The organism is Sandaracinaceae bacterium, from assembly GCA_016706685.1.
In the GTDB taxonomy this organism is placed as follows: Bacteria; Myxococcota_A; Polyangia; order Polyangiales; family Houyiibacteriaceae; genus JADJJE01.
Genome location: JADJJE010000051.1, coordinates 161,118 through 187,047, shown reverse-complemented (window position 1 = coordinate 187,047; position 25,930 = coordinate 161,118). Strand labels below are relative to the sequence as shown.

Genomic DNA, 25,930 nt, shown 5'->3' with positions numbered 1-25,930 from the left:
ATGGCGAAACGCGTCGCGCGCATCGTGGTGGTCACTCGCAAGACGCCGCTCGAGCTGCTGCTGGAGCGGCACGGCACACACGGGCAGGCCAAGTTCTATTTGTCCACGCGTGGGCAGTCCATCGAGCCGCTCGAGCGCATCCACGCGGGCGTGACCACGGGGCTGTCGTCCGTGCTGCGGTCGTTGCCGTCGGACCAAAAGTACGCGCGCGTGGACCGCGACGAGCTGGACCGCTTTCTCTTCGCGCCCGACGACGTGATCATGATGGTGGGCCAGGACGGGCTCGTGCCCAACGTGGCGAAGTACCTGGACGGGCAGCTGGCCATCGGCATCAACCCGGACCCAGCCACCTATGACGGCGTGCTGTGCCGCTTCCCGCCCGACGCCACCGCGGCGCTGCTGGACTTCGCGGCCAGCGGCGAGGGGAGCTTCGCGATTCGCCCGCGTACCATGGCCGAAGCGCTGCGCGAGGATGGGCAGCGGCTGCTGGCGCTGAACGAGATCTTCGTGGGGCACCAGACGCACCAGTCGGCGCGCTACCAGATCACCGTGGACGGCAAGAGCGAGCGCCACTCGTCGTCGGGCTTGATCTGCGCCACGGGCACGGGCGCCACGGGCTGGGCGCGCTCCATCGCGGAGCAGCGCGGCATCAAGGAAGGCTTGCCCGAGCCCACCACGCCGAGCCTCGCGTGGTTCGTGCGCGAGCCGTTTCCGTCCGTGGCCACGGGCACCTCGCTGAACTTCGGCGTGGTGGGCGCGGGCCAGACGCTCGACCTGCTGAGCGAGATGGGCGAAGGCGGAACCCTCTTCGCCGATGGCATCGAGAGCGATCGCGTGGAGTTCGCGTCGGGGCAGAGCGTGCGCATTCGCGTGGCCGAGCGACAGCTGCGCTTGGTGGTTCCGGAGAAGTAGTCCCTCGACCCGGAGGCCATCCTTCTCCAGCACGCTTTCGCGCGCGATGGCCAAGCATCCTTCGAGGCCGGAGGCCGGGGGTCAGTCGAAGACGGCGTCGAGGGTTTCGGCCGACAGGACGCGCAGGGTGTACTCGGCGAGTTGGTCGTGGGTGGCGCAGGCGATGCGCTCCTGGGCAGCGCTGGGCAGTACGCCGAACTTGAGCGCGAGCAGCCGCGCGAGCACCTCGCGTTGGCCGTTCAGGACACCCTCCTGGATGCCCTCGGCGCGGCCCTCACGGATTCCTTCGGTGCGGCCGCGTTGGATGAGTTGTTCGGCGAGGGTTCCCATTTGGCTCTCCATGGAAGGATCGAGGGTTCTGCGGAGAAGGGCGTGCACCGCGTCCATGTCACCGTTGGCGGTCTGGAAAGTGTAGCGCAGGAGGAGGGTGAGGTAGTGGTGGAAGGCGGGATTCTGCGAGAGGGCGCGGAGGTCGTCGGCGATCAGCAGGAGCTCCTCTTCGAGGGCCGATGCAGCACGACTCCGTTGGAGCATGAAGTAGGCCGCGCGGAGCGAGACGCTGAGTTCCGTTCGCGCCGCGAGCTCCTCAGGCGAGTAGCGTGCGAGGTCTTCGACCAGGTACGTGCTCGTCGGGATGAAGGGCGCCACCAGCACTTCGATGTGTGGCGGGAGCTTCAGGCGCTCGAGCATGGTTCGGGGGGCGCGCCAGTCCGCGCCGTGGCTGATGACGAGGGGGACGACGGCCGTCAGCGGCAAGCCCAGCCGGCGCTGCTGCTCCCAGAGCCGGACCTGCACTCCCAGCGTGCGCAGGGCCATGTCCACGTCGGACTTCGCCTGTACCTCGGCCGGGATGAGCACCCACAGCGACTGGTCGAGGCCACGGAAGGGCAGCTCCCACAGGGCATCGCTCTCCCGTGCGTGCAGCAACGTGTCTACGATGCGCGCGGGCGCAGGCCGCAGACTCGTCAGGTCCAGACGGGCCAACAGCTTCGCGGGGAGCACCGCTGCGACCGCCGAGCGCACGTTGTCGAGGGACTCGAGCGCGCTGCGGATCAGACCATCATGCGGCTGGCCCTGCCCAGATGCGGGGCCCTGCGCATGCCTGGGGCGTTTGCGTGCCATGAGCCTCCTTGTCGGTCCATCGAACTCGGAGTTGCTCACCTCCTCGCTTATCGACGGGGTCGCTTCGCGGAACAAATCACGGTGACGCGGAACCTTGGGCGAGGGCCGCTGTCAGAACTCCCAGAACGGATCAGCCACGACGTGCTGGTCCACCAACGCCGGAGACGGCTGACTGGAGTAGCTACCGTGTCCAATCCCACCACGCCCACCACCCCTCCCCGCCCTCGCATCGTCGCAGCGCCCCCGCCGCCCGTCGCGAAGAGCGCCAACCCCTTTGGCCAGGCCGCGAAGACCTCGCTGCCGAACCCGTTCGCGCCCAGCGGCAAGGCGCGCGCCGCGGAGGCCGAGCTCGACCTGCGCGGCGTCGACCCCGAGAAGCTGGTGTACGGCATCGCGGCCAGCGGCCCGCCCGTGGACGCCAACGAGGTGGAGAGCGCCGACCAGGCCCTCGAGGTGATGGTGATGTGGGGCCGCTCGGTGCTGCACGTGGACCACCTGCGCCCCGCGCGCAGCTTCTGGGTGGGCGAGAGCGAGAGCAAGACCGAGACGGTGGACTACCTGATCTCGCCCGAGGTGCTGGGCACGCAGCGCATGCCCATCGCGCTGGTGAGCGGCGGCGCCACGCACCTGGTGTTCCCCGAGGGCGCCACGGGTGAGCTGCTGCGCGACGGCGAGCGCGTCACCATCGAGAGCATCATGTTGGAGCCGTGCGCGGAGCTGCCGGGCGCGCGTCAGCTGGTGCTGCCCGCGGGCGCCACCGTGTCCATGCACTACAAGGGCTTCACCTTCGTGACCAAGCCGGTGCGCGCCGGCAAGAAGGTGGCGGCCGGGCTCGCGTGGGACTGGGCGCCGCTCACCTACGCGGCGGGCGTGCTGGCCATGGTGGGCGTGCTGCTGGGCGCCATGTACTTCTCGCCGCCCTCGGTGGCGGGCCTGAACAGCGACGTGCTGGACCCCAACTCGCGGCTCGCGCAGTTCATCATCACGCCGCCCGAGACCGAGGTCCCCGTCCCCGAAGAGACCACGTCGGACGACGGCAGCGGCGAGGAGTCGGCGCCGGCGCCGGGTGAGGCTGGCGAGATGGGCGACGAGACGGCGGAGCGCACGGACAACCGCTTCGAGATCCCGGGGGAGGCCGACCCCGAGGACGTGCAGGTGTCGCGTGACACGCAGCGTGAGCTCGCCGCGACGGCAGGTGCGATCGGCGCGCTGGCCGCGCTGGCCAACAGCTTCAACATGCCCACCTCGCCCTTCGGCGCCGACCAAGCCGTGGGCTCGGGTGATGTGGCGGCGCTCGGCGCGCTGACCGGCGCACAAGCGGGCCAGAACTTCGGCCTCGGCGGGCTGGGCCTCTCCGGCACCGGGCGCGGCGGCAACTATGGCCAGGTGGCGGGCTTGATCGGCACCGGCCGCATCGGCACGCACGGCAACTGCCGCGGGCCACGCTGCACGGGCGGCTCGGGCGAAGGTACGCCGGGCGGGGAGCTCGGCCCCCGCGAGCCAGGTCGCCCCGAAGCTCGCCCGCTGCCTCCCACGGTGTCCACCAGCGCACTCTCCGCCGACGCGATCCGCCGCGTGGTGCGCCGCCGCCTCGGTGAGGTGCGTCACTGCTACGAGCAGGGCCTGATCAGCCAGCCCGACATCAGCGGCACCGTCTCCGTACGCTTCGTGATTGGGCCCACCGGCTCGGTGTCGGCCGCCACCGTGGCGGGCTCCAGCCTGGGCGCCGCCCGCGTCGACAGCTGCGTCGCCAGTGCGGTGCGCCGCTGGACCTTCCCGGCCCCCGAGGGCGGCGGCATGGTCGCCGTGACCTACCCCTTCATGCTGGCCACCAACTGACGCGCGGCCCGCTCAGCGGACCTTGGTCTTGGCCTTGGCCATCGCCAGCACCGTCTTGAACTGCTCCTTCGTCACCGGCTGAACACTGAGGCGGCTGCCCTTCTGAACGACCACCATGTCGGTCAGCGAGGGCTCCGCCTTCAGCACGTCCAGCGGCAGGAGCTCTGCGAAGCGCTCGATGAAGCCCACGTCCACCAGCGACCAGCGCGGGTTCGTGGGCGGGCTCTTGGGGTCGTAGTACTTGCTCTTCGGGTCGAACTGCGTGGGGTCCGCATAGGCCTCGGCCACGATCTCGGAGATGCCCGCCACCCCCGGAGGCGCCGCGTTGCTGTGATAGAAGAGCACCAGGTCGCCCTTCTGCATGTCGCGCATGTAGTTGCGCGCCATGTAGTTGCGCACCCCGTCCCAGGCCTCGCGCTGCTTGCGCTCGAGGTCCTCGATGGAGAAGGCCTCCGGTTCGGTCTTCATCAGCCAGTACGCGCGCGCTCGCTTCGCCATGCGCGCCGGTGTAAGACAACCGTCAGGTGCCTGCAAGACCCGCGCGACCCAGCCTCACCCAGGCCATCGAAGACGTCTTGCTGCGGCGCGAGCGTGTGCACTTCCCCGCGCTGCCCGGGCGCACCAACCACCTCCCCGCCGGCGTGCTGGTGCCGCTGCACCTCCATGGCGAGCGGGCCGACGTGATCCTGCAGCAGCGCCCCACCACCATGCGGGAGCACCCCGGCGAGATCTCGCTCCCAGGTGGTCGGAAGGATGGTGCGGACGTGGACCTGACCGCCACGGCCCTGCGCGAGGCCCGCGAGGAGCTCGGCATCGAGGACCCACGGGTGCTGGGCACGCTCTCGAGCTACCCGCTCTACACGTCGGACTACCGCCTGCACCCCACGGTGGCGCTCTTGGCGCACGACGACTTCACGCCCAACGCGGCGGAGGTGGCCGCGGTGCATCGGCTGGACCTGTACCGCTGGCTCGACGCGCCGTTCATCGAGGGCATCCCCTGGGACCTGAACGGGCAGGAGTACGTGTGCCCTATCTTCGACATCGGCGCGCCGCGCGTGGTGTTCGGCGGCACGGCGCAGGTGCTCTACGACATGCTCGAGGTGTTCGCGGCGGCCGTGGGCGCGCCGGTTCCCCCGACGCGCGTTGGGACGCTGCGCTGGGCCGACATCCTGGGGTGAGAGGTCGCGGCTTCAGCGATGAAGGCGAACGTTGCGGCGCGTGACTTCCTGAGGACCGCTGACGTAGCCGTAGAGATCGACGCGCAGGCGGTCAGCACCGGTGTCTTCCACGACGACACCCCGATACCACCAGGTGTCCTTGGCCCACACCTCGGTCCCTGCCGGGAGTGGTGCGTCGGTGATGGTGGGAAAGTCATCGGCCTCGTTGTTGCCGAGTCCGTTGGGGAGAGCGGTGTAGCTGCCCACCCAGATGCGATCGCGCGTCACAGTGGCCCGCTCACCCTGGTCCTCCACGGTCACGCGCCCATCCGGCAGGAGATCCACGACACGGGCGATGCGGGTCGCGGTGCATCCATCCGGGCAGAGATAGAGGACCGCTTGGTCCACCGCCAGCGCGGTGTTCGCGTCGGGATGAACCGCGTCGGGACCAGGCTCACCCATCTGCCCCCCCGCCATGTAGCGACCGGTCATGGTGCCGCACACCGCCCGGTAGTCGCTCTCACGGGCGGCTCCGCCCCGGTAGCCATACATGACGTGGTCTCGGAAGATGCAGGACCCGAGTTGATCGAACGGCGAGCAGGGGACGTTGGTGCGGACCACGTTCGAGACTTCGCGCGTGCAGATGGCCAAGACACCTGCCGCGCCCAAGCTCGCGTACTGCGCTTGATTGAACTCGTCGCACAGCGTGCCCGCCGCGGTGGTCGTGGTGCAGCTCGCGACAGTGACGGCCGGTGGCGCAGGAGGCGCGGGCACAGCGGGAGCCGCCCCGGCAGCGGCCCCGGGCGGAGGAGCGTCCGCATCACCGCCGCCACAGCCCGAGGCTGTGAGTGCCAAGGCAACGAGAGCGCCAATCACAACATGCTTCCCCATCATACGACCTCGTTCTTCTGCCCCCCGATTGGGCACTTGCGGTTGACGTGACATGTACCAGACGGTGGCGGTCACCGATCTTAAACGGACCTTAACCGCCACCCGTCGGAGCTCTCCAGCCCCGGCTCGGCTACCGAGCTCACCTTGGCCTGAAATGACTAGAGACTGTCCGACCTCCACAGGTGGACACCCTGACTGGCAGGCAGAATCGGAGGATGCTCACCCGAATGTCCCGTCTGCTCGTGCTCGTGTTCGCGCTGATCTCACTCGTGGGGTGCGGCGACGACGACGCTCCGCCCAACCCGTGGGGCAGCGCGGGCTTCGTGGCAGGCGAGCCCTTCGCCGTGAGCGAGGCCCAGGAGGAGAGTTGGCAGTACGTGCCCATCGACGGGATGGTGTGCGGCGATGGCAGCGCGGCGGGCGTGTTCCTGAACTTCACCTCGCGCAGCCGCGAGCTGGTGTTCTTCCTGATGGGCGGTGGCATCTGCTACGACGAGGCCAGCTGTGGGCTCCTCGACGAGAACCTCGTGGGGCTCGGGGACGATCCGCTCGCGTGGTTGCACAGCATGTCCAGCCCCGATGCGGGCCTCTTCGACCGCGACGCCGCCGAGAACCCGTTCCGCGACGCGAACTTCATCGTGGTGCCGCACTGCACGGGAGACTTCCACCTGGCCGACGCGCTGGTGGAGCACCCGCGCCTGGGCACCATCCACCAGCGTGGGCGCGCGAACCTCATGCAGGTCATCCCGCGCGCCGTGCCGGCCTTCGAGGACGCCACGCGCATCACGTTCGCGGGCTTCAGCGCGGGCGGCGTGGGCGTGACCGGCAACTACCACCTCTTCGCGAGCGCCTTCGCCACCACGGACGCGCCGCTGCCCTTCCTGATCAACGACGCGGGGCCCCTGCTGCGTGCCCCCTACCTCAACGAGGCTGGCCAGGGGCACATCGCGAGCCAGTGGGAGCTGGCCGAGTCGCTCTTCACGTGGTGCCCGCGCTGCGAGACCGAGGGCCTGCACACGGCCTTCGCCACGCTCCACGAGCTGTATCCGGAGCTGCGCTCGTCCCTGATCTGCACCTACGACGACGTGACGGTGAAGGCGCTCTACACGCTGATCGCGCGCTTCCGCATCCCGTCCGCCAGCTTCCTCGCCGATGGGCTGGTGGACTACGTGGGCTGGAGCGAGACGAGCGAGGGGCCATCCGGCCCGGGCGCGCACCGGCAGTTCTTCTACGAGGGCACACGCCACGGCGCACTGTCCGTGACGGCGCTGACGGACACGCCGGGCCTGCTCTCGTTCCTGAACGCGCAGCTCGGTGGAGGCGCAGACTTCGAGACAGTCCGCTGACGGCGCTCCACGGGCGACGAGGTCGTGCGGGTCTCGCCAGCGCGAGCTCCGCGCGCGTCAGGTCGTGACCCAGCGCACGCGCGCGAGCTCGCGCAGCCCGGTGTGCTCGTCCAGCACCACTCGCAGCTCCGCGTCGAGCGCCCAGGGGGGGTCGGCCGAAGGCAGCGCGCCGCGGTACTCGCCCGCGATCACCAGACGCCAGACGGCCTCCGGTGCGCCCGTGTCGGGCCCACGGGAGCAAGTCACGGAGAGCGCGCCGCCGCCGTTGTCCACGGGCGAGGGCGCCACACGCGCCACCAGCGCTCGCACCTGGCGCTCGAGCTCGTCGCTCACAGCGCCCAGCACCTGAACGCGCCGCACACGCTCCGTGGCGTTCTCGAGGGTGCGGGCCAGGCCGTGCAGCGCGGCAACGTCTTCGGGGTCCATCGACACGTTGCCCACCGACACGCACTCGCTCGCGCTTCGGCCGCGCTCATCGCGCGCCAGCAGGTCCACGCGCGGGTCCAGGAGCAGGCGCTCCACCGCTGCGTGGTCGGCACACCGAGCAGCCGTGAACAGCTCACGAGTGAGGGCGTTCATCGCCTCCGAGGATGCCACTGCGACCACGGCAAGCGATACTCCCTGTGCGAGCCGCACCGAACCGTCATGAAGACCTTCTCCCGCTCCATCGAGATCGCCGCCCCACGCCCGTGGCTCTTCACGATCATGCAGGACTACGCTCGGCGCCTCGAGTGGGACGCCTTCCTGTCGAAGGCCGAGCTGGTGGGCGGCGCGACCTCGTCGGCCGTCGGTGTGCGCGCGCTGTGCGTGGACCACGCCGGACGCGCCATGGAGACCGAGTACGTCTCGTTCAAGCCCTTCGAGCGCGTGGCCGTGAAAATGACCTACGGGCCCTCCATGTTCGGCGCGTTCGCGGGCTCCTGGATCTACAAGGAGCTCCCCCGCGATCACACCGAGGTGACCTTCCGCTACAGCATGGCGCTCCGCACCCGCCTCCTCGGCGCCCACGGCGACGCCGCGCTGGCCCACATCTTCCGCTGGAACATGGGCAAACGCCTCGTGAGCGCCAAGGAGAGGCTCGAGGCACTCCACCAGGCGAACGTGGTGAAGTAGAACTTCTGCCTCGCAACGGGGGGTCTTGCGCCTGTGCGAACTGCGCCACATGGTTGCCGCTCGGGCGCTGAGGGGCGCCTCTCCCGCCGAAAGTCTCATCACCCTCCGCATCTGTTTCCCGGTCCTACACCGTGTCGAAACCATCGCCTCTCAAGGAGCGGGAAGCGAGAGCCACCGATGAGGAGTTCGTCATGGAACCGGTCGAGAACGTCAAACATCGCGCGCGCCTGCTGCACAAGCGCGCCACCGAAGCTGACCCCGTTGCCCTCGCCGCCCTGCGCCAGCTGCCCGAGCTGCGTGCCCTCGGCGACGCCGAGCTGAGCGCCACACTCCAGAGGAAGCACTGCCTCACGGCGTTGGCCAAGGCGCTGGGCTTTGCCACCTGGCCCCACACGAAGGCCGTGCTGAGCGGCGAAGCGCTCGCCACGCTCGCCACCAAGCCCGACCTCGGCACCCTCATGCACCGCGACCTGGGCGGGGCCTACTGGAACATCTGGTCGGCGTCCTACGACGAAGCCAGCACCATCCGCGCCGAGCACGGTGGCTTCCTGCTGCCCTACCGCAAGCAGTTCCTGATCGTGGAGGACCACTACATCGAAGCGCTGGGCCTCGACCCCCGCGACCCCGACTGGAGCGCCATCGGCCGCAACTGGCCCGCCCCGGGCGACCGAGACGCGTGATCCCGCCTGACCACCCGGGCCGTGGACGCTCGTCTAGACGGGTGACCGCGGGGCGACGCATGGGGGAGGGAGAAGGAGACCTAATTTGGTCTCGCTCCCTCCAACCTGCGTTCAGCTCCGCGGCTCTGGATGGTAGCGGATGTTGAGCACCCCCTCCTGGCGCAGCTCGAATCCGGAGTCCCCCAGTCTCTTCGCGCCTTCCGTTGAACCAACGTCGTTGTAGACCATGGAGCCTTGGCTGACGACGTTGGTGGCGCGCGTCGCGAGGGGAGCACGGGTACGGAGGGAACGGCGGAGCGTGGCATAGAGGCGTCGGCCGGCGTCCTTTCGTCCAGGCGCAATCTCCGCCATGAGCAGCTGGTTGCCCACCAAACGAGGAGGCGTGATCGTCACCCAGTCTGCACCAGGCAGAAATTCCAGCTGCTCCGGGGGAATCCCATCGACCCCCGCTGCCACGAACACGCAACGGATATCAGCATCGTCGAGCGGAACGATGAGGTCTTCGAAGACGCCAGCGCGACGACGAAGCGTTCGGACTCCAGCTCGGGTCACTCCTCCGAGCCACTCGGAGAACTCATCGGGGGTCATGAAGAACTGAGCCATATCCGTGCGGGGTCTCGCCTTCTATCATGCGCTGTAGCAGGCGCCGATCCCCTTGGTCTCCGTCTCCGCCCGCGCTCGTGCTATGCAGCGCCTCCGTATGGGTCTTCTCTCCTTTCTTCGCGGCGCTCCCAAGCAGCCTCCCGTCTCGCTCACCGACGCCAACTTCGCCGCCGAGGTGAACCAGGCCGAGCTGCCGGTGCTGATCGACATCTGGTCCGCTGGGTGTGCGCCGTGCAAGCACCTCGAGCCGGTCTTCATGGAGCTCGCGGGCCGCTACGCTGGGCGCGTGAAGATCTGCGAGATGGGCACGCAAGCCGCGCCGCGCGCGTCGGCCGAGCTGGGCGTGCGCGCCACGCCGACGGTGCTCTTCATGCGAGACGGCAAGGTGGTGGAGACCATCGTGGGCGTGCGCAGCAGCCTATACTTCGCCGAGGCCATCGAGGAGCTGTTCGGCGTGCCTCCGAAGCCCACCGCGGCATAGGGACGCGCCCATGGATGAAGCTCGCCTCCTCGAGAAGCTGCGCGACCTCGAGAACCTGATCGCCGGCGCCACCACGCCCGGTGAGGCCGCCGCCGCGGGCAACGCACGCGACCGCATCCGCGCGCGGCTGCACCTGCTGGAGCAGCAAGCGCCGCCCGTGGAGTACCGGCTCACCACGCAGGACATGTGGAGCAAGCGGCTCTTGCTGGCGCTCCTGCGGCGCTACGAGCTCAAGCCCTACCGCTACAAGGGACAGCGCCGCACCACCGTCATGGCGCGGGTGCCGCGCTCCTTCATGGACGAGACGCTCTGGCCGCACTACCAGCGCGCCAGCGCGGAGCTGCGCGCCCACCTCGACGACCTCGCCACCAAGGTCATCGAGAGCGCCCTCGAAGAGCAGTCCGGCGACGCCGAAGAGCGCGACGAAGTGCAGCCCCGCCTCCCCGCCGGCAGCGACCGCGACGCCGGATAGCTTCGCCGAGCATCCCGATGCGAGTCGCCACGCGTTGTTCGCGTTGCGTCCTGATGGCATGCCAGCCGTGCACGGGAGGTCCGGTCGGGGCGCTCCGGAGGAGCCAGTCGAGCCCCCAGGCCGAGGGGAGCGCTCCGTGTTGCCCGCACGGTTGGGCCGGTCCAGGCGCCACCGTGGAGGGGGACGGGCGCCCTGGGCAGCGGGGCTTGATGGGCCCCAGAAAACAAACGCAGCGCGCAGCGCGAAGTGCCGTTTTCAGGGAGGTATCAGAGCGAGCGCCAGCGCGAGCGCACCCGCAGACCAGGGTGCCCGTCCCCCTCCGATCGATCACCCCCCGACGGCCACCACCGCGCGCACAACATGTAGGAGAAAACTCCGAGGCGCGCGTATGATGCCGGCGAGCCGCCTGACGCGGTGTGGGCCGTGGCACGGGGTCGCGGCGGTGGGTCGCAAGAAAGAAGCGAGCATGTTGCGTACGTCGACGAGATCTCTCCTCGCGCTGCTGATTGGCGCGCAGATGTTGGGTTGCGGTGGGGACGAGGAAGCCGCGCCTGCGCCCACGCCACCCGTGCCGGCCATCGCGCCCGCGCTGCCGCCCGTGCCCGGGGTGCCGCCAGCGCGTCCGCCCGGGACCCCGCCCCCGGCTGCCGTTCCCGGCGCGGATCCGGCCGCCGCCAACGAGCCGCCGCCCGAGGCTACGGGCGTGGAGGTGCAGATCCGCAGCGTGCAGCTCTACCACCCCGAGTCGCGCGGCACGCCCATGCCGCCGCTGGTGGCCGACACCACCAACGAGCGTGACTGGGTGCGCGACGAGGGCTACCAGGTAGCCATGCAGGTGGAGGTCACCAACGTGACCGACCGTCTGTTGTTCATGCCCATCTTCGACAGCGACATCCGCATCCAGGGCGCGCGCGGTGGGCGCGACTGCCTGCCCTACCGCAACAGCGACAACCACATCATCGTGGGCCGCCGCGTGAGCGACGGGCCGGGCAACGTCTGGCGCGAAGACACCGGCGAGGAGTACTTCTGGCGCCCGGGCGAGCGCGTGCGCTTCACCATGCGCGCCCGCTGCGGCTCCATCTCGCTGCTGGAGGTCCAGCCGCAGGCCATCTCCGGCAACTTCTACGTGGTGGCCACCGCGGCCTACGAGATGGGCGCGGGCGTGCGCGTACCGGTGCCCGTGTCGCTCCCCGGCGCCGCCATGGTCATGCAGCAGGTGCAGCTGCCCGACGGCACCACCGGCTACGCGAGCGGCAACTGGGTGACCTACAGCGACGGCGGCGCGGCCAAGCGCGACCACCTCGCGTCGTGGGGCATCAGCGCGCACACGGCCCAGCGCACCGACCTGCCGGCGCAGACCCCCACGGTGAACGTCACGCGCAACGAGTGGAGCATGGTCTCCACCGAGCTGAGCATGACGCACTACACCCAGGCGCAGATCGAGACCAAGGGCGAGCGCCTGGTGCGCCTGGCCACCACCATCACCATCAACACGGCGGCCATCGAGGCGCGCCTGCAGTCTGCGGTGTCCACGGCCCAGGCGGCGCTGCTGTCGGCCACCTCGGCGCTCGAGGCGGCGCGCGGGACGCTGGCCACCGCACAGAGCGGCGGCGACGAGGCCGCCATCTCCGCCGCCGAGGATGCCTTCGAAGCCGCCGAGGACGCGGTCGGCGACGCCGAGGGCGACGTCAGCGACGCGCAGCGCTCGTTCGAGCGTGGGCTCTCGTCAGAGCGCTCGGACCTGGCGCGCTTGCTCGCGTGCGACCGCCTGCAGCTGGTCACCAACCGCCGCAACATCACCGCGCGCAACAGCCGCCCGGCGCGCGACGCGTGCTCGACCCTGGGCACCACCGGCACGGCCACCGTGGTCTGGGAGTTCCAGATCGACCGCTACGAAGTGCCCATCGCGCTCGGCTTCTCGCTGGGCCGCGACCCGCAGTTCGTGCCCATCGCGAGCCAAGCGCTCTCCGTGTTCGACATCCACTGAGCACCCGCTGAGAGGCGCCTCGAGAGGCGCCCAAAATCGTTCGAGCGCGAGCGCGCCCGCAGCGACAGGGCGAAGGAATGCTCATGCATTTCGAGCCCTGGCGCGAGGACGTAAGCCGCGCCCGGACGATTTTCGGCGCCTCTCAGCGGGTGGGCTCGAGGCGGCTCGGCAGCAGCAAGCGGTAGTTGCCGTCGGCGTCGCTGAGGGTGGTGGCCACGCGCAGGGCGCGCTCACCCTCGGGGTCGTCCACGATGACGTAGGCCGTCACGCGAGCACCCGCGAGCGGCGTACCATCGCTTCCGCGCACCACGCCGCTGCGCGGCACGGGCATGCCGATGTCCACCATGCGCGCGCTGGTGCTGCCCGGGATGGCCACGCTGACGCCTGGAAAGACCACCCACGGGAAGCCCCCCTCGGCGGGAGGTTGCGCCACGATGTCGTAGAGCCCGAGGTCCAAGCGCAGGTCGAACCAGCCCGACGGGCCTGCGCTGGTGGTGGCCGAGCGGTTGTAGCGGGAGACCAAGCCCTGCGCGCCCTCGCGGCGCAGCGGGCTCGCCTCCACGGCGACGGGCAGCGTCTCACCGGCGGGCGTCCAGACCTGCGCGCCGAAGCTGGCGCGACGCGGCACGACCAGCACCTGCCCCCGCACCTCTCGCACCCCGTCGCCCAGGGTGACGCGCTGCGCGAGGATGCCGGGCTCGTCGCGCGGGTCCGCGGTGGGGGCCGCAGCCGGGGTGACGATCACGTCGTAGACGCCTGGCACCAGGGACAGCTCGAACTGGCCCGCGGCGTCACCGCTGCCGGTGACCACCGTGCGCTGCAGGCTGGCCTCGAACCCACTGTCCGCGCTGACCAGGCCCACGGCGCTGAACTGCACCTGAGCGTCGGCCAGCGGCACGCCCTCGGCCGTCTCCACCGTGCCGGAGTACACCACGGGGACGAACGCGGGCACCTCCACGCGCAGCGCGCCGGTGTCGTCGTAGACCACGTCGGTAGTGACCTCGGGGAACAGCGGGCGGTCGGTGCCGGCGCTGATGCGCAGGGCATACGGGCCCGTGTCCGGCGCTACGGCGACCGCGAAGAGGCCGTCCTCGGTGACGCCCAGCGACGACACGACGCGCCCGCTCGAACGCTCCACGGCGCGCACCTGCAGGCCGGTCTCGAACTCTTCCACGCCGAGGTCACTCGCCCGGATGATCTCGCCGCTCAACGTGCAGCCCACCCGCACGTTCGCGTCGCACGGCGTCGCGAAGTCGGCGATGTCCACCTGCAGCTCCCAGCGGGCCACGCTGGTGGGCAGCGCCACGTTGCGCAGCAAGAGCGGCGGGACCACGCGGTTGGCCGTGGTGGGCGGCAGTAGTTCGTCCAGTGAGGCGAAGGGCGCCGTGGTGGGGGAGATGGTCACGTCGTAGACGCCACCACCTCCGAGCACCGACGCGAAGTCGGCCGCGAAGCTGGTGCCGTTCACGTCCACGTTGGTGGGCTCGGCGTAGGTGCGCGTGCGCAGCGCCTCTTCCATGCCCACCGGCACCTCTTGGATGCGCGTGAAGGCGATGTCCGCGGGCACTGAGAGACCGCCCACGCGGACTTGGCCGACCACCTCGACGCCCGGTGGCAGCGTGAGGTCTTGCACGCCGGGGCCGACCACCACTTCGGGGGTGAAGCGCCAGCGGTGGGGCAGCGTGCGGTCGGCGTTCTCGAGCGGCTCGACCTCCACGAACACGCGCAGGGCCTCGGGCGCGGGCTCCACGCACAGGCCGTCCACGCAGGTGCCGGCCAGGCAGTCTTCCACCAGGGTGCACGCGTTCTGCGGTGCATCCGCCGTGGTGTAGGCGTCGAATCCACACCCAGCCACACCCAGCAGGCTCGAGCCGGCCAAGAGCCCCAGCGCCCGGAGGCGACCGAAGCGCATGCCAGCGGCGAAGGGCCGCCGCCCGAGTGCTGCACGCTGCCGGCTCATGTGGGATTCGGGTTCCGCTGCACCGGGACGAGCGCCGCGGGGCAAGCCTCGAGGTCGATGCTGGTGATGGAGCCGTCGCTGCTGCGCACCCACCAGACCATGCTCGCGAAGTCGTTGGTGAGCTCGGGGGCGCGCGGATCCACGCCGGTGCCGAAGCCGCCGGACACGATCAGCTCCACACGGTGGCAGCCGTTGGGCCTCAAGCGGGCCAACGGGACGTTCACCGTCACCGGACGCTCCAGCTCGCGGGTGGGCATGGTCGGCGGCACGTCCTCGGCCACGCGCAAGCCAGGCTCGTTGGGGTTGCCGTCCACGAAGACGCGATAGCTCAACGTCTGCGAGATGTTCGGGTCGCGAATGACCACCATGAGCGGCAGCGGGTCTTGGTCGTCGTCCTCGGGGAAGTCGAGCTCGATGATGCCGGTCGACGGGTAGGGCGTGCGCATGTCGTCCAGCACCGAGGGCGGGTAGTCCGGGATCTCCGGCAGCTCCACCTTGTCGAAGGCGAGGCATCCCGTGAGGGCCAGGCTGGACGTGAGCGTGAGCATCCGAGAGGCCAACTTTGCAATCCACGTGCCGCCCCTGAATTCAGGCGTCTTTGGGCGAGTTGGCAGCAAAATCTCGGACATTTTCGTCATGGCGCGCGGTGGTGAGGCTGACACGGATGTCAGGGTCCGCTCCGCCGTCTGCGTCAAGCCGGACCCGGAGCGTCCGGTTCGCGCTCAAGGTAGCGAAAGATGGTGCGTGGATCGACCCCGAGGTCGCGGGCCGTCTGCGTGCGGTTGCCGCCGTTGCGCTCCAGCGTCTCGAGGATGTACTGCCGGGTGAACTGCTCGCGCGCCTCGGTGAGCGGCAGGATGACCTCGAGCGCGTCTTCACCCAAATCGAGGTCGTCGGCCCCCAGCAGCGTGGTGTCCGCCAGCACCAGCGCCTTCTTGAGGCGGTTCTCCAGCTGCCGCACGTTGCCGGGCCACTCGTAGCGGCGCATGGCGGCGACAGCCCCAGGGGTGAACCCGGTGACCTTGGCGCCGAACTCCTTGGCGTAGCGGTCCAGCATGACCTTCGCGAGCGTGATCACGTCGTCGCCCCGCTCGCGCAGCGGCGGCAGGTGCAGGTTGACCACGTTCAGGCGGTAGTAGAGGTCCTCGCGGAAGGTGCCGCCCGCGATCTCCGCCTCGAGGTCGCGGTTGGTGGCCGCCAGGATGCGGATGTCCACCGGCTCGGTCTTGGTGTCGCCCACCTTCATGACCACGCGCTCTTGCAGCACGCGCAGCAGCTTGACCTGCAGCCCGAGCGGCATCTCGCCGATCTCGTCGAGGAACAGCGTGCCCCCCTGCGCCGCCTGGAACTTGCCGATGCGGGTCTGGACCGCGCCCGTGAACGCGCCGCGCACGTGCCCGAAGAACTCGGACTCCATGAGGTTCTCGGGGATGGCCCCGCAGTTGACCACCACGAAGGGCCCGTTGGCCCGTGACGAGCGCTGGTGCAGCTCACGCGCCACCAGCTCCTTGCCGGTGCCCGTCTCGCCCGTGATGAGCACGTTGATGTCCGTGCGCGCCACCTTGTCCACGCGCTTGTAGACCTCGCGCAGGCTGGCGCAGCTGCCGATGACGTCGCCGAAGCGCCCGCCGCCGAGCGCCTCCTCCATGCGCGCCTTGTCGGTGGTGAGCTCGTCCAGCAGGATGGCGTTCTGCAGGATGAGCGAGGCCTGGCCCGCGAAGATGCTCATGACGTCCAGGCTGGACGCCTCGAACAGGTTCACCACGTTGTCGTTGCCCACGTAGATGAGCCCCAGCATCTGCCCCTGGGCCATGAGCGGCGCCACCATGACCGAGCAGAGCTTCAGGTTCATGACGCTCTCGCTCGCCTTGAACGACTCGTCGTGCAGCGCGTCGCTCACGATGACGGGCTGACGCGTCTCGATGCAGCGCTGCAGGATGCTGTCCGACAGGTGCCGCACGCCCTCGGGCAGGTCGTCGCTGTGCACGTCGCGCGCCGCGGCCACTTCCACCGCGCCGTCGCGGATCAGGAGCACGAAGCCCTTGTCCGCATGCGTGACGTCGATGACCGCGTCCAGCAGGGCCTTCATCTGCTCGGACACGGAGCGAATGCCCAGCAAGAGGCGATTGAACTCGCTGAGCTTGCGCATGCCGGCGAGCTCCGCCGCGCGGTCCTCGTCGTCGGCCACGTCGGCCACCTCGTCGTACAGCGAGAACACGAACTCGAGGTCGCCGATGCGCAGGCGGTCGCCGTGGAAGATCTTGGACTTGCGCTTGCCCTTGCCGTTGACGCCCACCTCTGGCCCGTGGATGGTCGCCACCCCGAAATCGCGCCCGTCGAACACGATCTGCGCGTGGAAGTCGGACACGGACGCGTGGTCCACGCAGATGTCGTTGCCCACCCCGCGCCCGATGGTGGTGATCTTCTTGTAGACCGGGAAGCTGCGGGGGCGGCCGGCGTCGGCGATCCATTTGAGGCTCGGCATGGTCGCAGCCTACTCGAAGATGACGGGCTCGCACTCCCGCGTGATGGTGAGGTCGTGGGGCTGGCCGTCTTGGAGGCGCTCGCAGGCGGCGCCCTCGAGGCGGACGCGGTTGCCACCCTCGATGACGAACGTGCCGGTGATGGCGGGGTCGAGGCTCCCGCTCGCCGGCATCTGCGAGCCATGCGGCACCGCGGCGCCGTCTAGCAGGACGCGCACGTAGGATGGGTCGCCAGGAGCCGCCGACAGCGTGAACGCGCAGCTGACCAGCTCGGCGGCGATGCCGTCGAGGGCCGCCGAGAGCGTGGCCTGATCTTCCACGGGGATGTAGGTGCTCCGCCCGGTGCCCCCGGCGAGCGCCATCGCATCGAGCGTGTTGGCCAGCTCGGGCGTGTCGTAGCCGATGACCCAGGTGGGGATGCCCGCAGCGGCCAGGGCTCCCACCGCGTCGATGGTGTTGCGGTCGTCCAGGCAACCCAGCCAGGGGCTGGGCGTGCTCTCGCAGTCCGTGAGGGTGCAGATGCAGCGCGTGCGCCCGGACTGGAGCGCGTTGCAGTTGGGGGCGCCGTCCGTGACCAGCACCACGTAACGCGGGCCGTCGCCGCCGCGGGTGGCGTAGTACCGCGCGGCGAGCTCCAGCATGGCGGCCGTGGGGGTCCCGCCCCCCGTCACCATGGCCGGGTCGCCGCTCAGCTGGCTGGCGATGTCCGCGGCCGTGCCCGGCCCGGGGGGTATGCGCACGCGCCCGCTGCCGCAGCCATAGCCCTCACCGAAGATGCCGAGCCCAAAGGCGATGCCGCCCTCGTGCGTGCTCACCACCTGATTGATGGCCGACACGGCGGGCGTCCAGCGGTCGAGCGGGGGCACGTACATGCTGCCCGAGCGGTCCAGCAGCACCAGCACCGAGGGCGCCTCGCGCGTGGCCTCGACCGAGACCACCTCGCAGGCGTTCGGGTCCACGACGAGGCCGTTGTCCGTCCCGAGGTCCGGCGCCGCGCCCGGAGGAGGCGGCGCCTCCACCACGCAACCCGTCATGGCCCCCGCCCCCGTCGCCACCGTTACGAGGACGGCGAGCGCGAGCCCGAGAGCCGCAGCGGGGGAATGGACGTGGCGCAGACTCAGCCCTTTCGACGAGCTTCCCGACGCCGACCGCGGCGCCAGAGCACACCGAAGAGTAGCATCAGCGCACCCGCCGCGTGGGGCTCCCCTGCGCGGTCCGGGACGCTGCAGCCACAGCCCGAGGAGCTGGGCGGGACGCGCCCACCGCCATCCGCGTTGCCGCCGTCCGCGATGGTGCCGCTGTCGCCGGTGCCGGTGCCGCTGTCGCCGCCGCTGGTGCCCATGTCGACACCACCGGTGCCCATGTCACCGCCGCCGCTGGTGTCCGGCACGCACTCGCCGGCCATGCACACCTGGCTGCCGGGGCAGCTCGCGCCCTGACAGTCGTCCACGCACGCCCCAGCATCGCAGTGGGTGCCGGTGTTGCACGTGACGCTGGCGCACGCATCCACCACGCAGCGACCGTCCGCGAGGCACGTCTCGCCGGCGCCGCAGGGTGTGAGGTCGCAGCGCGTCTGGCACGCCCCTGCGTCGCACACCTGGCACTCGGCGTCGCACACCACCGTGTCACAGACGTCCACGCAGACGCCCGAGAAGCACGACTGACCGAAGGGGCAGACCACCCCGGTACAAGCGTTGACGCAGCCGCCGCCCACGCAGCGCTGGCCGTCCGGGCACATGACCGTCTGACAGCCCGGGTCCACACACAGACCGTCGTCCGTGCACAGCTGGGCGCCGGGACAGCCGAACTCGCCGCAGTCACCCACGCACTGGCCACGGTCACAGACCAGGCCGGGCTCGCACGGGCGCTGCGTCATGGTGTTCTCGTCCACGGAGCCGTCGCAGTCGTTGTCGAGCGCGTCGCACAGGTCCGGCGAGGCGGTGAGCACGGGGTTGCACTCCTCGGCCTGCACGCCCACGCACGACACGATGCCCTGGGAGCAGATGCCCTCCATGCCGGTGTCGCAGGGCTGGCCGGCGTTCGGGCACTGCACCACGCCAGCGCGGATCTGGAAGCGCCACACGCCGGCCTCGCCCACGTTGGACTGCTGGCACATGGTGTTGTGGATGGTGGCGGTGCGCGAGCCCATGATCTCCACGAAGTCCACCGTGTTGCCCGCGTCGAAGCCCGCCTGCGCGGGCTGGGCGCAGCAGCCCGTGGTGGCCTCGCTGCAGCTGAAGCTCAGGTTGTTGTTGGGTGCTTCGCCGGCGTTGCACAAGCGGCGGCGCGGCAGACCATCGGCACCGCCCCCGCTGGCGACGCCCGTGTTCCAGCCGCAGGTCTCGAAGCGAAACTCGACGTCGAAGTCGCCGGCGGTGGAGCAGCCCTCGGGCTCGCTGAGGATGAGCTGGAAGCTCATCTTGTGATCATCGCGACAGAAGAAGTAGTTGACCTGGTCCCACGTGACCACGATGCGGCCCGGCTCGGTGTGCCACCACACGCCGTTGTCCACGGGGTTCAGACATGTGCCGTTGCCGGGGGCGCCCGTGAAGAAGGGCTGCTCGCAGCGGCGTCCGCTGTTGCTGTTGCTGTTGCACGTCGAAGACGAGATGCTGGTGCACGAGGGCGTGCGGATGGTGCGGATGTCCACGTCGGCCCAGTACGGCGCGATCATGGGGCGGTCGGCCACCGGGAAGGCGTTGGGCGAGTACTGGGGGAGCGCCGCACCGAACGTGATGTTGCCGTTGGTGTTCACGAAGATCTGGCTGTGCGTCTGCGTGAAGAACTGCAGCCCCGCGGGGAACGCGTCGCTGATGTTGATGGCGTTGGACGAGCCGTCATCGTTGGGCGACATGCAGTTGGTGCCGTAGCCCGCGGCGCCTCCGAGGTCACCGACCAAGGTGGTCTGGGCCGAGACCGGGGTGGTCCCAAAGCACGCGAGAGCCAGCGTAGCCGCCAGCAACTTGTTCCATGTCATCCTGAGTGTCCGTCCTGCCGGCGTCCTGCGGCGCGAAGAGCGAACGGTCACCGTATCAGGGATACTCCGGCGGGGCACCTTAGGCACGCGGTGTCACATGGGCTACTTCGGCGGGCGCCCGCGGCGGCGGCTGCGTGTCATCATGATGTACAGAAGCAGCGCCAGCTGCGCGGCCACCACCACCGCGCCGGTCTGGAACGAGACCGCGTCGTAGAGCTCATCGGCCGCGTCGCCATCGCCTGGCACACTGGGGCACACCAACTCCACGCGGAGGTTATCTGAAACGATACGAGCGTCGCTGCCCGGGAGCCGCGCGACGAGCCGCACCTCGTGTAGCCCTGGCGAGAGCCCAGCGGACTCATCCCCTGTGGCTGACGTGCCTTCGCACAGCGCAAAGATGCGGTCGCGCCCGCGACCCACCCAGCTCACGTGGGGTGGTGGCCCATGGATGGCGCTCTCGGCGGCCACGTAGCGCACCCCGTCCACGCGGGTCTCGTAGAGCAGCAGGTCGGCCCAGGGCTGGGCCGCGGCGTCCAGCGTGAGCGCCACGTCCACGTGCACCGCCTGGGCCTCGCGGCTGCAGCCACCGCCGTCGCTCGCAATGGTGAGGGGACCCTGAACGGGCGCAGTCGCGGTCAGGCTCCCGAGACGCGTGGGAATGGGGACGCTCGGCGTGATGGCCACGCTGGCGATGAAGGGCGCGCGCCCCCCAATGGCGCATGCGTCGCTGGCCTCCACGTGCAGGTGCTGCCCGGCCACCAGCGGCACCGCCAGCAGCACCCCCCCCGGCTGGGCCTCGCCCTCGACCATGCGCGGGGCCACCCAGCTGCGCGAGACGTCCAGGTCACGGGCCGGCACGCCGGGGCTGCCCACCAGTGTCACCAGCACGCTCTCGCCGTTGGCCGCATCCCCATCGCGGGTGGCACGCCACCAGAGCCCCGGGGCGTTCTCTGGCATGCGCACGGAGTCACCGAGGGGAACCAAGAAGCCGTTCTGGCACGGGGGCTCGCTGCACATCGCTCGGGAGCGTAGCCGCTAGCGCCGGTCTTCGCGCGGGATCTGGAAGCGTTCGCGGTACGTCGCGAAGCGCGCGTTCAGCGCCTCGGCCTCGAGCCCGAAGCTCTCGAGCTTGTACACGTGCTTGCCATAGCGATGCTGCGGGCTGCTCTCGTGGGAGGCCTCGATGCCCGCACGCGTGGACGCGTCGAAGGGCTGGCCGGCGAACGCGTAGATGCGCTCCATCTGCACCAGCGGATCCCTCATCAGGTCGTAGTAGGACACGTCCAGGAAGTGCGAGGCGTCGTGGCGCTCACGCGCCTCGGTCGCGCGCGTGATCATGCGCACCACCTTGTTGGTCCAGTCGCGCCCCACCTCGAGCGGGTCCACCTGGTCGCTGAACACCCCGCGGCCGTGCGTGACCATGCTGCAGAACGACGCGGTGGTCTGCAGCGGGTCGCGGTGCGTCTGCACGATCTTCGCGTCCGGGAACACTTCCAGCAACGTGTCGAACCACTCGAGGTGGTGCGGCGTCTTCAGCACGAACCGGCGGCCCTCCTGTTTCCACGCCAACAGCTTGAGCAGCCGGCGCAGGTAGCGGTAGGCGGGGCCCTGGTCCTGGTCCTCGAGCCAGCTCGAGAAGCTGGGCACACGCAGGGTGGCCTCGGGTACGGTGCTCAGGAACGTGTAGTCCAGCAGCATGACCTCTTCTTCGGGCGACTCGGCCTCCACCGGGTGGATGGCGAAGAAGTCCGGCGCCAGATACGCGAGCGCGCGCTCGGCCAGCTTGGCCTGCAGCAAGCGCGGGTCTCGCCCCAGCAGCTTGGTGCGGCGCTCTGACGGCGGCACCGGGTCCAGCACCTCGTAGCCCGCCAGCGCGCGCAGGTGCGGGTCGGCTGAAAGCAGGCGATGAAGCATGGTGGTGCCGGTGCGCTGCAAGCCCGCGATGATGATGGGCGCCTTCGGCTCGTACCGCAGGATCTCGGGGTGCTGCGCGAAGAGCGCCTCGGCGCGCAGGCGGTTCTGCAGGATGGCGGTCAGCCGGCCGCGCGTGATGGCCAAGCCCACGGGCGTGAGGTGCGCCTCGGCCGCCACGCTCTCACACAGCTTCTCGAGCGGCCTGATGTCGAATTCGGGCCCGAAGTCGGACAGGCCGGTGGCCTTCTCGGCGCCGCGCACCATGGCGTGGGCGTCGAGGCGTCCATCATCGCGGCCCAGCATGGCAGCCAAGCGGTTGAGCGCGGCGACAGGCGGCGGACGGAAGGGGTGCTGGTAGTCGGTGGAGGTCTCGCGCATGACGGCTACAGGCTATTAGCCTTTAGCCTGGTGGTCAAGAGGTCGCTAGCTCAGGGGGTCAGTCCGAGGTCCGCCATCAAGCGTGATCCCACTTGCTGGAAGCGGGGCCCCCAGTCGGCGAACATCGCGTGGTGGTCCGGATGCCAGCGCTCTCGAAACGGCGAGTACGAGCGCACCCGGATGTCGCCCACGCCGTCTTCGGGCAGCTCGAGCAGCAACAAGTAGCCTTGGCCATCGGTGCCGTTGGGGTCACAGGCCGTGCCCCGCTGGTAGTCCGCCATCAGCTGCACCACCTCGTGGCCGCCCGCGCCCTCGCTGAGCAGCACTTCGAAGCCCTGCGGCACGTGGCCCGAGACCACCATGACCACGTTCTCGTGCTGGCTGATGAGCGCTTGCCAGAGCTCCTCGCCGTCGTGCACGTCGCCGCCGCTGGCCACACCATATTGGTAGGGGCTGAAGTCTTGCGGGGCGTCCCCGAGGTGGTCGTAGCGCTCACCATCCGGACCCAGATAGGCATGCGTCACCACGATGGCGGCCCGCTCCGGGTGGGCGGCGAGCACGCCGCTGGCCCACTCCACCACGGCGGCGCGCGGCGCGAACTCGAGGCCCAGCACCAGCAGCCTGTCCTCCACCAGCGTGAAGCTGTTCTGCACACCCCCATCGAACGTGTCGCTCACCATGAGCTCGGCTGGGGCGAAGGTGCTGTCCATGCGCGATGCCCGCGTGTTGGCGCTGCCGTTCTCACCGAGGTCGTGGTTGCCGCTCACCAGCGTCATGGACACGCTCCCGAACAGCGGCAGCAGGGCGCTGCGGGCGCGCTGCCACTCCTCCTCGGTGCCGAGGTCCGTGATGTCGCCCAGGTGCGCCACGTGCACGATGTTCATGCGCTCCTGCTGGCGCTCGATGAAGCGCGCCTGCGCCTCCATCACCTCGGGCGCGAAGCGCGTGTAGCACTGCGTGTCGGGCAGCAGCACCAGCCGCACGTAGCCGTCGTCGACCCCCTCATCGTCGCACCCGGCGAGCAGGCCGAGCACCAACGCCAGCATGAGCGTTCTCATCGCCGGCAGTCTGCCTGCCACGCGTGCGGCGTGCCACACGGGGCACCGCGCCGAGATGCATTTCGGTGCTGCGAGCGACCCCGTCATGGTGGTATGACGGCAGCATGACGGAACCCAAGGCGGAGCTCGCCAAGCTGCTCGCGTCCATCTTTGCCGACGGCATCGTAGAGGTGGCCGAGCACAAGTCGTTGAAGGCGTACCGGGAGCACAGCGTGCTGTCCGAGGCCGACGTGCAGCAGGTGTTCACCCGCTTCCTCGAGGCCAAGTTCGCCGAGGCGATGGCCGACGGAAAGATCACCACGCAGGAACGCCTGCTGATTGCCAACATCGTGCGCGAGCTGAAGCTGCCGGACACGGCCGTGCCGGTGCACGTGCGCATGATGCTGCAGGACTGAAGCTCCCTCCGCCCGTGAAAGCGGGGACTACTGCGGCTCCACGGGTAGACTCTGGGGCTCGATGGGACCCGCAGGCTCGGCAGGACTCGCGGGCTCCACCTCCGGGCTCACGGGTTCCACCACCGGACTCGATGGTCCCACCTCCGTGCTCGCGGGCACCTCCGTCACGCGCGTGGGCTCGACCGCTCTGCCCGTGATCTCACCCACCTCGCCCATGCGGCCCAGCGTGGCAGTCACGGTGAGCACGCGCATGTCGCCCGCCGGGCTGGGGGCGCAGCGCACCTCCACGGGCAGGTCGTCCTCGTCGTAGACGCAGGCGTGGAAGTAGCCCTCGGCGTCTGGCGCGGCTGCGGTGTAGATGCTGTCGGCGTGGCAGCCGTCGAGGCCCTCACGCACGGCCAGCTCGCTCGCGGCCTGGCAGACGCTCGGGGCGCGAAGGGGCTGTGTCACGCGCACGGCGAACAGCCGCAGCGGCCCGTCTCCGTCCTCGTCGAAGCTGGTGAACTCGAAGGTGAGGCTGAGCTCGTCGCCCAGCGGCCCCACGGGCACGCCTCCGCTCTCGCGCCGGGTGACGCTCACGCTCGCGTACGGCCGGCCGGTGTTCGCGCCCAGCTCGGTCACCTGCCGCTCCTGCCCCACGGTGCTCACCACGTAGAGGTGATGGGCGCGGAACTCGGCCTGCACGCGCTCGGGCGTGGTGGACGAGAGCTCCGCGAAGCGCAGCAGCTCGGGCAGGTGCCCAGCCTCGAGAATGACGGGCGGCTCACCGTTCAGGGTGTCCGTGTCCTGCAGCAGGCCGCAACCGTGGGTGCCGACCGCGAGCCCGAGGCACGCCGCTGCGCCTGCGCCTGCGCGCATCAGCGGCGAGATCACACGATTCGAGAAACCTGACACGAAGCCTCAGAAGTGCAGGCTGAGCTGCACCAGCGCGCTGATCTGGAGACCGATGGCGTCGCCCTCCTCCGAAATGTCGATGTCGGTGATGGCGGGTACGCCATTCACACCGGAGCGACGCACGTTGAAGAGCGTGGCATCACCGCCCACGCCGATGGCGAAGAGCGGAGAGACCATATAGTCGAAGCCAATACCCAGGTTGGCAGCCACGCCGCGGATGGTCTCGTTCACACCGGGGATCAGGTTGCTGTTGAAGAGCCAGGCGTAGCCGATGCCGAAGCGGAAGTAGGGCTCGAGGTGCTTGGTGGGGAGGCGAATGCCCAGGTCCAACAGCACCGTGCCCAGGTTGAAGTTGCTGTGCATGGCGACCTCCGCCTGGATGCCGAGGGTGATGAACGAGACGAAGAAGCCGGCGCCGCCCTCGATGGCGTAGCCCGTGTCGTTCAAGCGCTCGACATCCGGGACCAGGTTGTTTTCCCGGATGAGGCCGAGCTTGACCCAGGAGTAACCGGCCGAGGCCTCGAGGTAGAAGAAGCGCCGCCGGTTGTGGCGGCCGACCCCATCGTCGGTGGTCTCGTCCTCGTCGAGGGCGCTCTCCGTGGGCCCCGCCGTGGACTGCTGCGCCGTGGACGGACTGGCCGTGGTGCTGGGCGGCGGAGTGGTGCGCGGCTGGGGCGGCGGCGGAGTGGGGGCTGGTGCTGGCGCGGGGGCGGGGGCCGGCGTGGTGGCGAGGGGCGGCGCGGACGGCTGCGTGTCGGGCGCCTCTTGCTCTTCCTCCGCGATGAACGCGCTGGCCCCAGCTGGGAGACCCAGTGTGAGGCCGACGAGCGCAGCCAGCACTCCCCAGCGCAGGGCGGCGCGCACCGCTGTGTGTCGTTGCTGCTCGGGGCGCCGGGGCCTCAACCGCAATTCCGCTTCCACCATGAACGGCAACCTACCATGCCGCTCGCGCGGTGGCTCAGAACATTCCCATGCCACGCTCGGCGCGGCACTGCCCAGCACGGCAGATGGCGTGGAACTCCTGGCGCGCACAGCCCATGGCCGGGCACTCGCGGTTGCGCACCCCCTGGCAAGCGGCGGCGATGCCGGCGGCCTCGCTGCGGGGGACCGCATGACTGCAACCGCAGGTGGCGGGGCAGCAGTCCGGGGGCACGGGGCAGGCCAACACGCAGTCCGCGTGGGTGGTGCACTCGGCCTGCGCTGGGGTTGGCTGCCCAATCCGGGGGTCGCCCGGGTGGCTGGGGTTCCCCGGGTTCTGGCCCAACGGG

26 protein-coding genes are annotated in these 25,930 nt (G+C 69.9%); 10 read left to right on the top strand and 16 right to left on the bottom strand.

Annotation, left to right across the window (positions count from 1 at the left end; all coding sequences use genetic code 11):
* Nucleotides 1-912, top strand: coding sequence for a hypothetical protein (locus IPI43_31420; protein ID MBK7778575.1), 912 nt, complete (start codon nucleotides 1-3; stop codon nucleotides 910-912).
* 81 nt (nucleotides 913-993) lie between these two features.
* Here IPI43_31420 and IPI43_31415 read toward each other — a convergent pair whose 3' ends face one another.
* On the bottom strand, nucleotides 994-2,034 hold the full coding sequence (locus tag IPI43_31415; protein ID MBK7778574.1) for an Rpn family recombination-promoting nuclease/putative transposase: 1,041 nt from the start codon (nucleotides 2,032-2,034) through the stop codon (nucleotides 994-996).
* Nucleotides 2,035-2,220: 186 nt separating this feature from the next.
* On the opposite strand from IPI43_31415, the gene IPI43_31410 reads away from it, so the two are divergent.
* The gene (locus IPI43_31410) at nucleotides 2,221-3,873 is read left to right on the top strand and encodes a TonB family protein (protein ID MBK7778573.1); all 1,653 of its coding nucleotides are present in this window, start codon (nucleotides 2,221-2,223) and stop codon (nucleotides 3,871-3,873) included.
* A gap of 12 nt (nucleotides 3,874-3,885) precedes the next feature.
* On the opposite strand, the gene IPI43_31405 is transcribed toward IPI43_31410, so the two are convergent.
* On the bottom strand, nucleotides 3,886-4,371 hold the full coding sequence (locus tag IPI43_31405) for an EVE domain-containing protein (protein MBK7778572.1): 486 nt from the start codon (nucleotides 4,369-4,371) through the stop codon (nucleotides 3,886-3,888).
* Nucleotides 4,372-4,397: 26 nt separating this feature from the next.
* Between IPI43_31405 and IPI43_31400 the strand changes: the two genes are divergently transcribed.
* Nucleotides 4,398-5,051, top strand: a complete 654-nt coding sequence (locus IPI43_31400; protein ID MBK7778571.1) for a CoA pyrophosphatase — start codon at nucleotides 4,398-4,400, stop codon at nucleotides 5,049-5,051.
* Nucleotides 5,052-5,063: 12 nt separating this feature from the next.
* Here IPI43_31400 and IPI43_31395 read toward each other — a convergent pair whose 3' ends face one another.
* Entirely contained in the window at nucleotides 5,064-5,804 is a 741-nt protein-coding gene (locus tag IPI43_31395; GenBank protein ID MBK7778570.1) for a hypothetical protein, read from the bottom strand.
* Nucleotides 5,805-6,148: 344 nt separating this feature from the next.
* Between IPI43_31395 and IPI43_31390 the strand changes: the two genes are divergently transcribed.
* The gene (locus IPI43_31390) at nucleotides 6,149-7,267 is read left to right on the top strand and encodes a hypothetical protein (protein MBK7778569.1); all 1,119 of its coding nucleotides are present in this window, start codon (nucleotides 6,149-6,151) and stop codon (nucleotides 7,265-7,267) included.
* Nucleotides 7,268-7,324: 57 nt separating this feature from the next.
* On the opposite strand, the gene IPI43_31385 is transcribed toward IPI43_31390, so the two are convergent.
* Nucleotides 7,325-7,846: a hypothetical protein gene (locus IPI43_31385; protein ID MBK7778568.1), complete on the bottom strand. Its 522-nt coding sequence runs from the start codon at nucleotides 7,844-7,846 to the stop codon at nucleotides 7,325-7,327.
* Between the two features lie 66 nt (nucleotides 7,847-7,912).
* Between IPI43_31385 and IPI43_31380 the strand changes: the two genes are divergently transcribed.
* Together IPI43_31380 and IPI43_31375 are read left to right on the top strand one after the other, a co-directional pair.
* Nucleotides 7,913-8,380, top strand: coding sequence for an SRPBCC family protein (locus IPI43_31380; protein ID MBK7778567.1), 468 nt, complete (start codon nucleotides 7,913-7,915; stop codon nucleotides 8,378-8,380).
* Nucleotides 8,381-8,571: 191 nt separating this feature from the next.
* Nucleotides 8,572-9,060 carry a hypothetical protein gene (locus tag IPI43_31375; GenBank protein MBK7778566.1) on the top strand — a complete coding sequence of 163 codons (489 nt, stop codon included), beginning with the start codon at nucleotides 8,572-8,574 and terminating at the stop codon, nucleotides 9,058-9,060.
* Between the two features lie 111 nt (nucleotides 9,061-9,171).
* Here the strand turns inward: IPI43_31375 and IPI43_31370 are convergent, their stop codons facing one another.
* Nucleotides 9,172-9,648 carry a hypothetical protein gene (locus IPI43_31370; GenBank protein ID MBK7778565.1) on the bottom strand — a complete coding sequence of 159 codons (477 nt, stop codon included), beginning with the start codon at nucleotides 9,646-9,648 and terminating at the stop codon, nucleotides 9,172-9,174.
* 112 nt (nucleotides 9,649-9,760) lie between these two features.
* On the opposite strand from IPI43_31370, the gene IPI43_31365 reads away from it, so the two are divergent.
* From IPI43_31365 to IPI43_31355, 3 genes are all read left to right on the top strand, one after another.
* Nucleotides 9,761-10,144, top strand: a complete 384-nt coding sequence (locus tag IPI43_31365) for a thiol reductase thioredoxin (GenBank protein ID MBK7778564.1) — start codon at nucleotides 9,761-9,763, stop codon at nucleotides 10,142-10,144.
* A gap of 10 nt (nucleotides 10,145-10,154) precedes the next feature.
* Complete coding sequence (locus tag IPI43_31360) at nucleotides 10,155-10,616, top strand: hypothetical protein (protein MBK7778563.1); 462 nt, start codon at nucleotides 10,155-10,157, stop codon at nucleotides 10,614-10,616.
* A gap of 466 nt (nucleotides 10,617-11,082) precedes the next feature.
* Entirely contained in the window at nucleotides 11,083-12,603 is a 1,521-nt protein-coding gene (locus tag IPI43_31355) for a hypothetical protein (GenBank protein ID MBK7778562.1), read from the top strand.
* Nucleotides 12,604-12,745: 142 nt separating this feature from the next.
* Here the strand turns inward: IPI43_31355 and IPI43_31350 are convergent, their stop codons facing one another.
* The 8 genes from IPI43_31350 to IPI43_31315 form a co-directional block, all read right to left on the bottom strand.
* Nucleotides 12,746-14,563, bottom strand: a complete 1,818-nt coding sequence (locus IPI43_31350) for a carboxypeptidase regulatory-like domain-containing protein (GenBank protein MBK7778561.1) — start codon at nucleotides 14,561-14,563, stop codon at nucleotides 12,746-12,748.
* A complete protein-coding gene (locus IPI43_31345; GenBank protein ID MBK7778560.1) occupies nucleotides 14,560-15,111 on the bottom strand; it encodes a hypothetical protein in 552 nt (183 codons plus the stop codon). Before IPI43_31345 ends, IPI43_31350 begins: the two co-directional genes overlap by 4 nt.
* A 143-nt stretch (nucleotides 15,112-15,254) precedes the next feature.
* A complete protein-coding gene (locus IPI43_31340; GenBank protein MBK7778559.1) occupies nucleotides 15,255-17,048 on the bottom strand; it encodes a sigma 54-interacting transcriptional regulator in 1,794 nt (597 codons plus the stop codon).
* A 9-nt stretch (nucleotides 17,049-17,057) separates the two neighbouring features.
* Nucleotides 17,058-18,080, bottom strand: a complete 1,023-nt coding sequence (locus IPI43_31335; GenBank protein ID MBK7778558.1) for a VWA domain-containing protein — start codon at nucleotides 18,078-18,080, stop codon at nucleotides 17,058-17,060.
* Between the two features lie 83 nt (nucleotides 18,081-18,163).
* Nucleotides 18,164-20,023 carry a hypothetical protein gene (locus IPI43_31330; protein MBK7778557.1) on the bottom strand — a complete coding sequence of 620 codons (1,860 nt, stop codon included), beginning with the start codon at nucleotides 20,021-20,023 and terminating at the stop codon, nucleotides 18,164-18,166.
* 102 nt (nucleotides 20,024-20,125) lie between these two features.
* A complete protein-coding gene (locus IPI43_31325) occupies nucleotides 20,126-21,040 on the bottom strand; it encodes a hypothetical protein (GenBank protein ID MBK7778556.1) in 915 nt (304 codons plus the stop codon).
* Nucleotides 21,041-21,058: 18 nt separating this feature from the next.
* Nucleotides 21,059-22,315 (bottom strand): sulfotransferase, encoded by a 1,257-nt coding sequence (locus IPI43_31320; GenBank protein ID MBK7778555.1) that lies wholly within the window; start codon nucleotides 22,313-22,315, stop codon nucleotides 21,059-21,061.
* 50 nt (nucleotides 22,316-22,365) lie between these two features.
* Nucleotides 22,366-23,373: a metallophosphoesterase gene (locus tag IPI43_31315; GenBank protein ID MBK7778554.1), complete on the bottom strand. Its 1,008-nt coding sequence runs from the start codon at nucleotides 23,371-23,373 to the stop codon at nucleotides 22,366-22,368.
* Between the two features lie 104 nt (nucleotides 23,374-23,477).
* Between IPI43_31315 and IPI43_31310 the strand changes: the two genes are divergently transcribed.
* Nucleotides 23,478-23,768 carry a hypothetical protein gene (locus tag IPI43_31310; GenBank protein MBK7778553.1) on the top strand — a complete coding sequence of 97 codons (291 nt, stop codon included), beginning with the start codon at nucleotides 23,478-23,480 and terminating at the stop codon, nucleotides 23,766-23,768.
* Nucleotides 23,769-23,795: 27 nt separating this feature from the next.
* Here IPI43_31310 and IPI43_31305 read toward each other — a convergent pair whose 3' ends face one another.
* The 3 genes from IPI43_31305 to IPI43_31295 are packed head-to-tail and all read right to left on the bottom strand — an operon-like array spanning nucleotide 23,796 to nucleotide 25,830.
* Entirely contained in the window at nucleotides 23,796-24,641 is an 846-nt protein-coding gene (locus IPI43_31305) for a hypothetical protein (protein ID MBK7778552.1), read from the bottom strand.
* Between the two features lie 27 nt (nucleotides 24,642-24,668).
* Nucleotides 24,669-25,586: a hypothetical protein gene (locus IPI43_31300; GenBank protein MBK7778551.1), complete on the bottom strand. Its 918-nt coding sequence runs from the start codon at nucleotides 25,584-25,586 to the stop codon at nucleotides 24,669-24,671.
* 34 nt (nucleotides 25,587-25,620) lie between these two features.
* A complete protein-coding gene (locus IPI43_31295; protein MBK7778550.1) occupies nucleotides 25,621-25,830 on the bottom strand; it encodes a hypothetical protein in 210 nt (69 codons plus the stop codon).
* Between the last annotated feature and the right edge of the window lie 100 nt (nucleotides 25,831-25,930).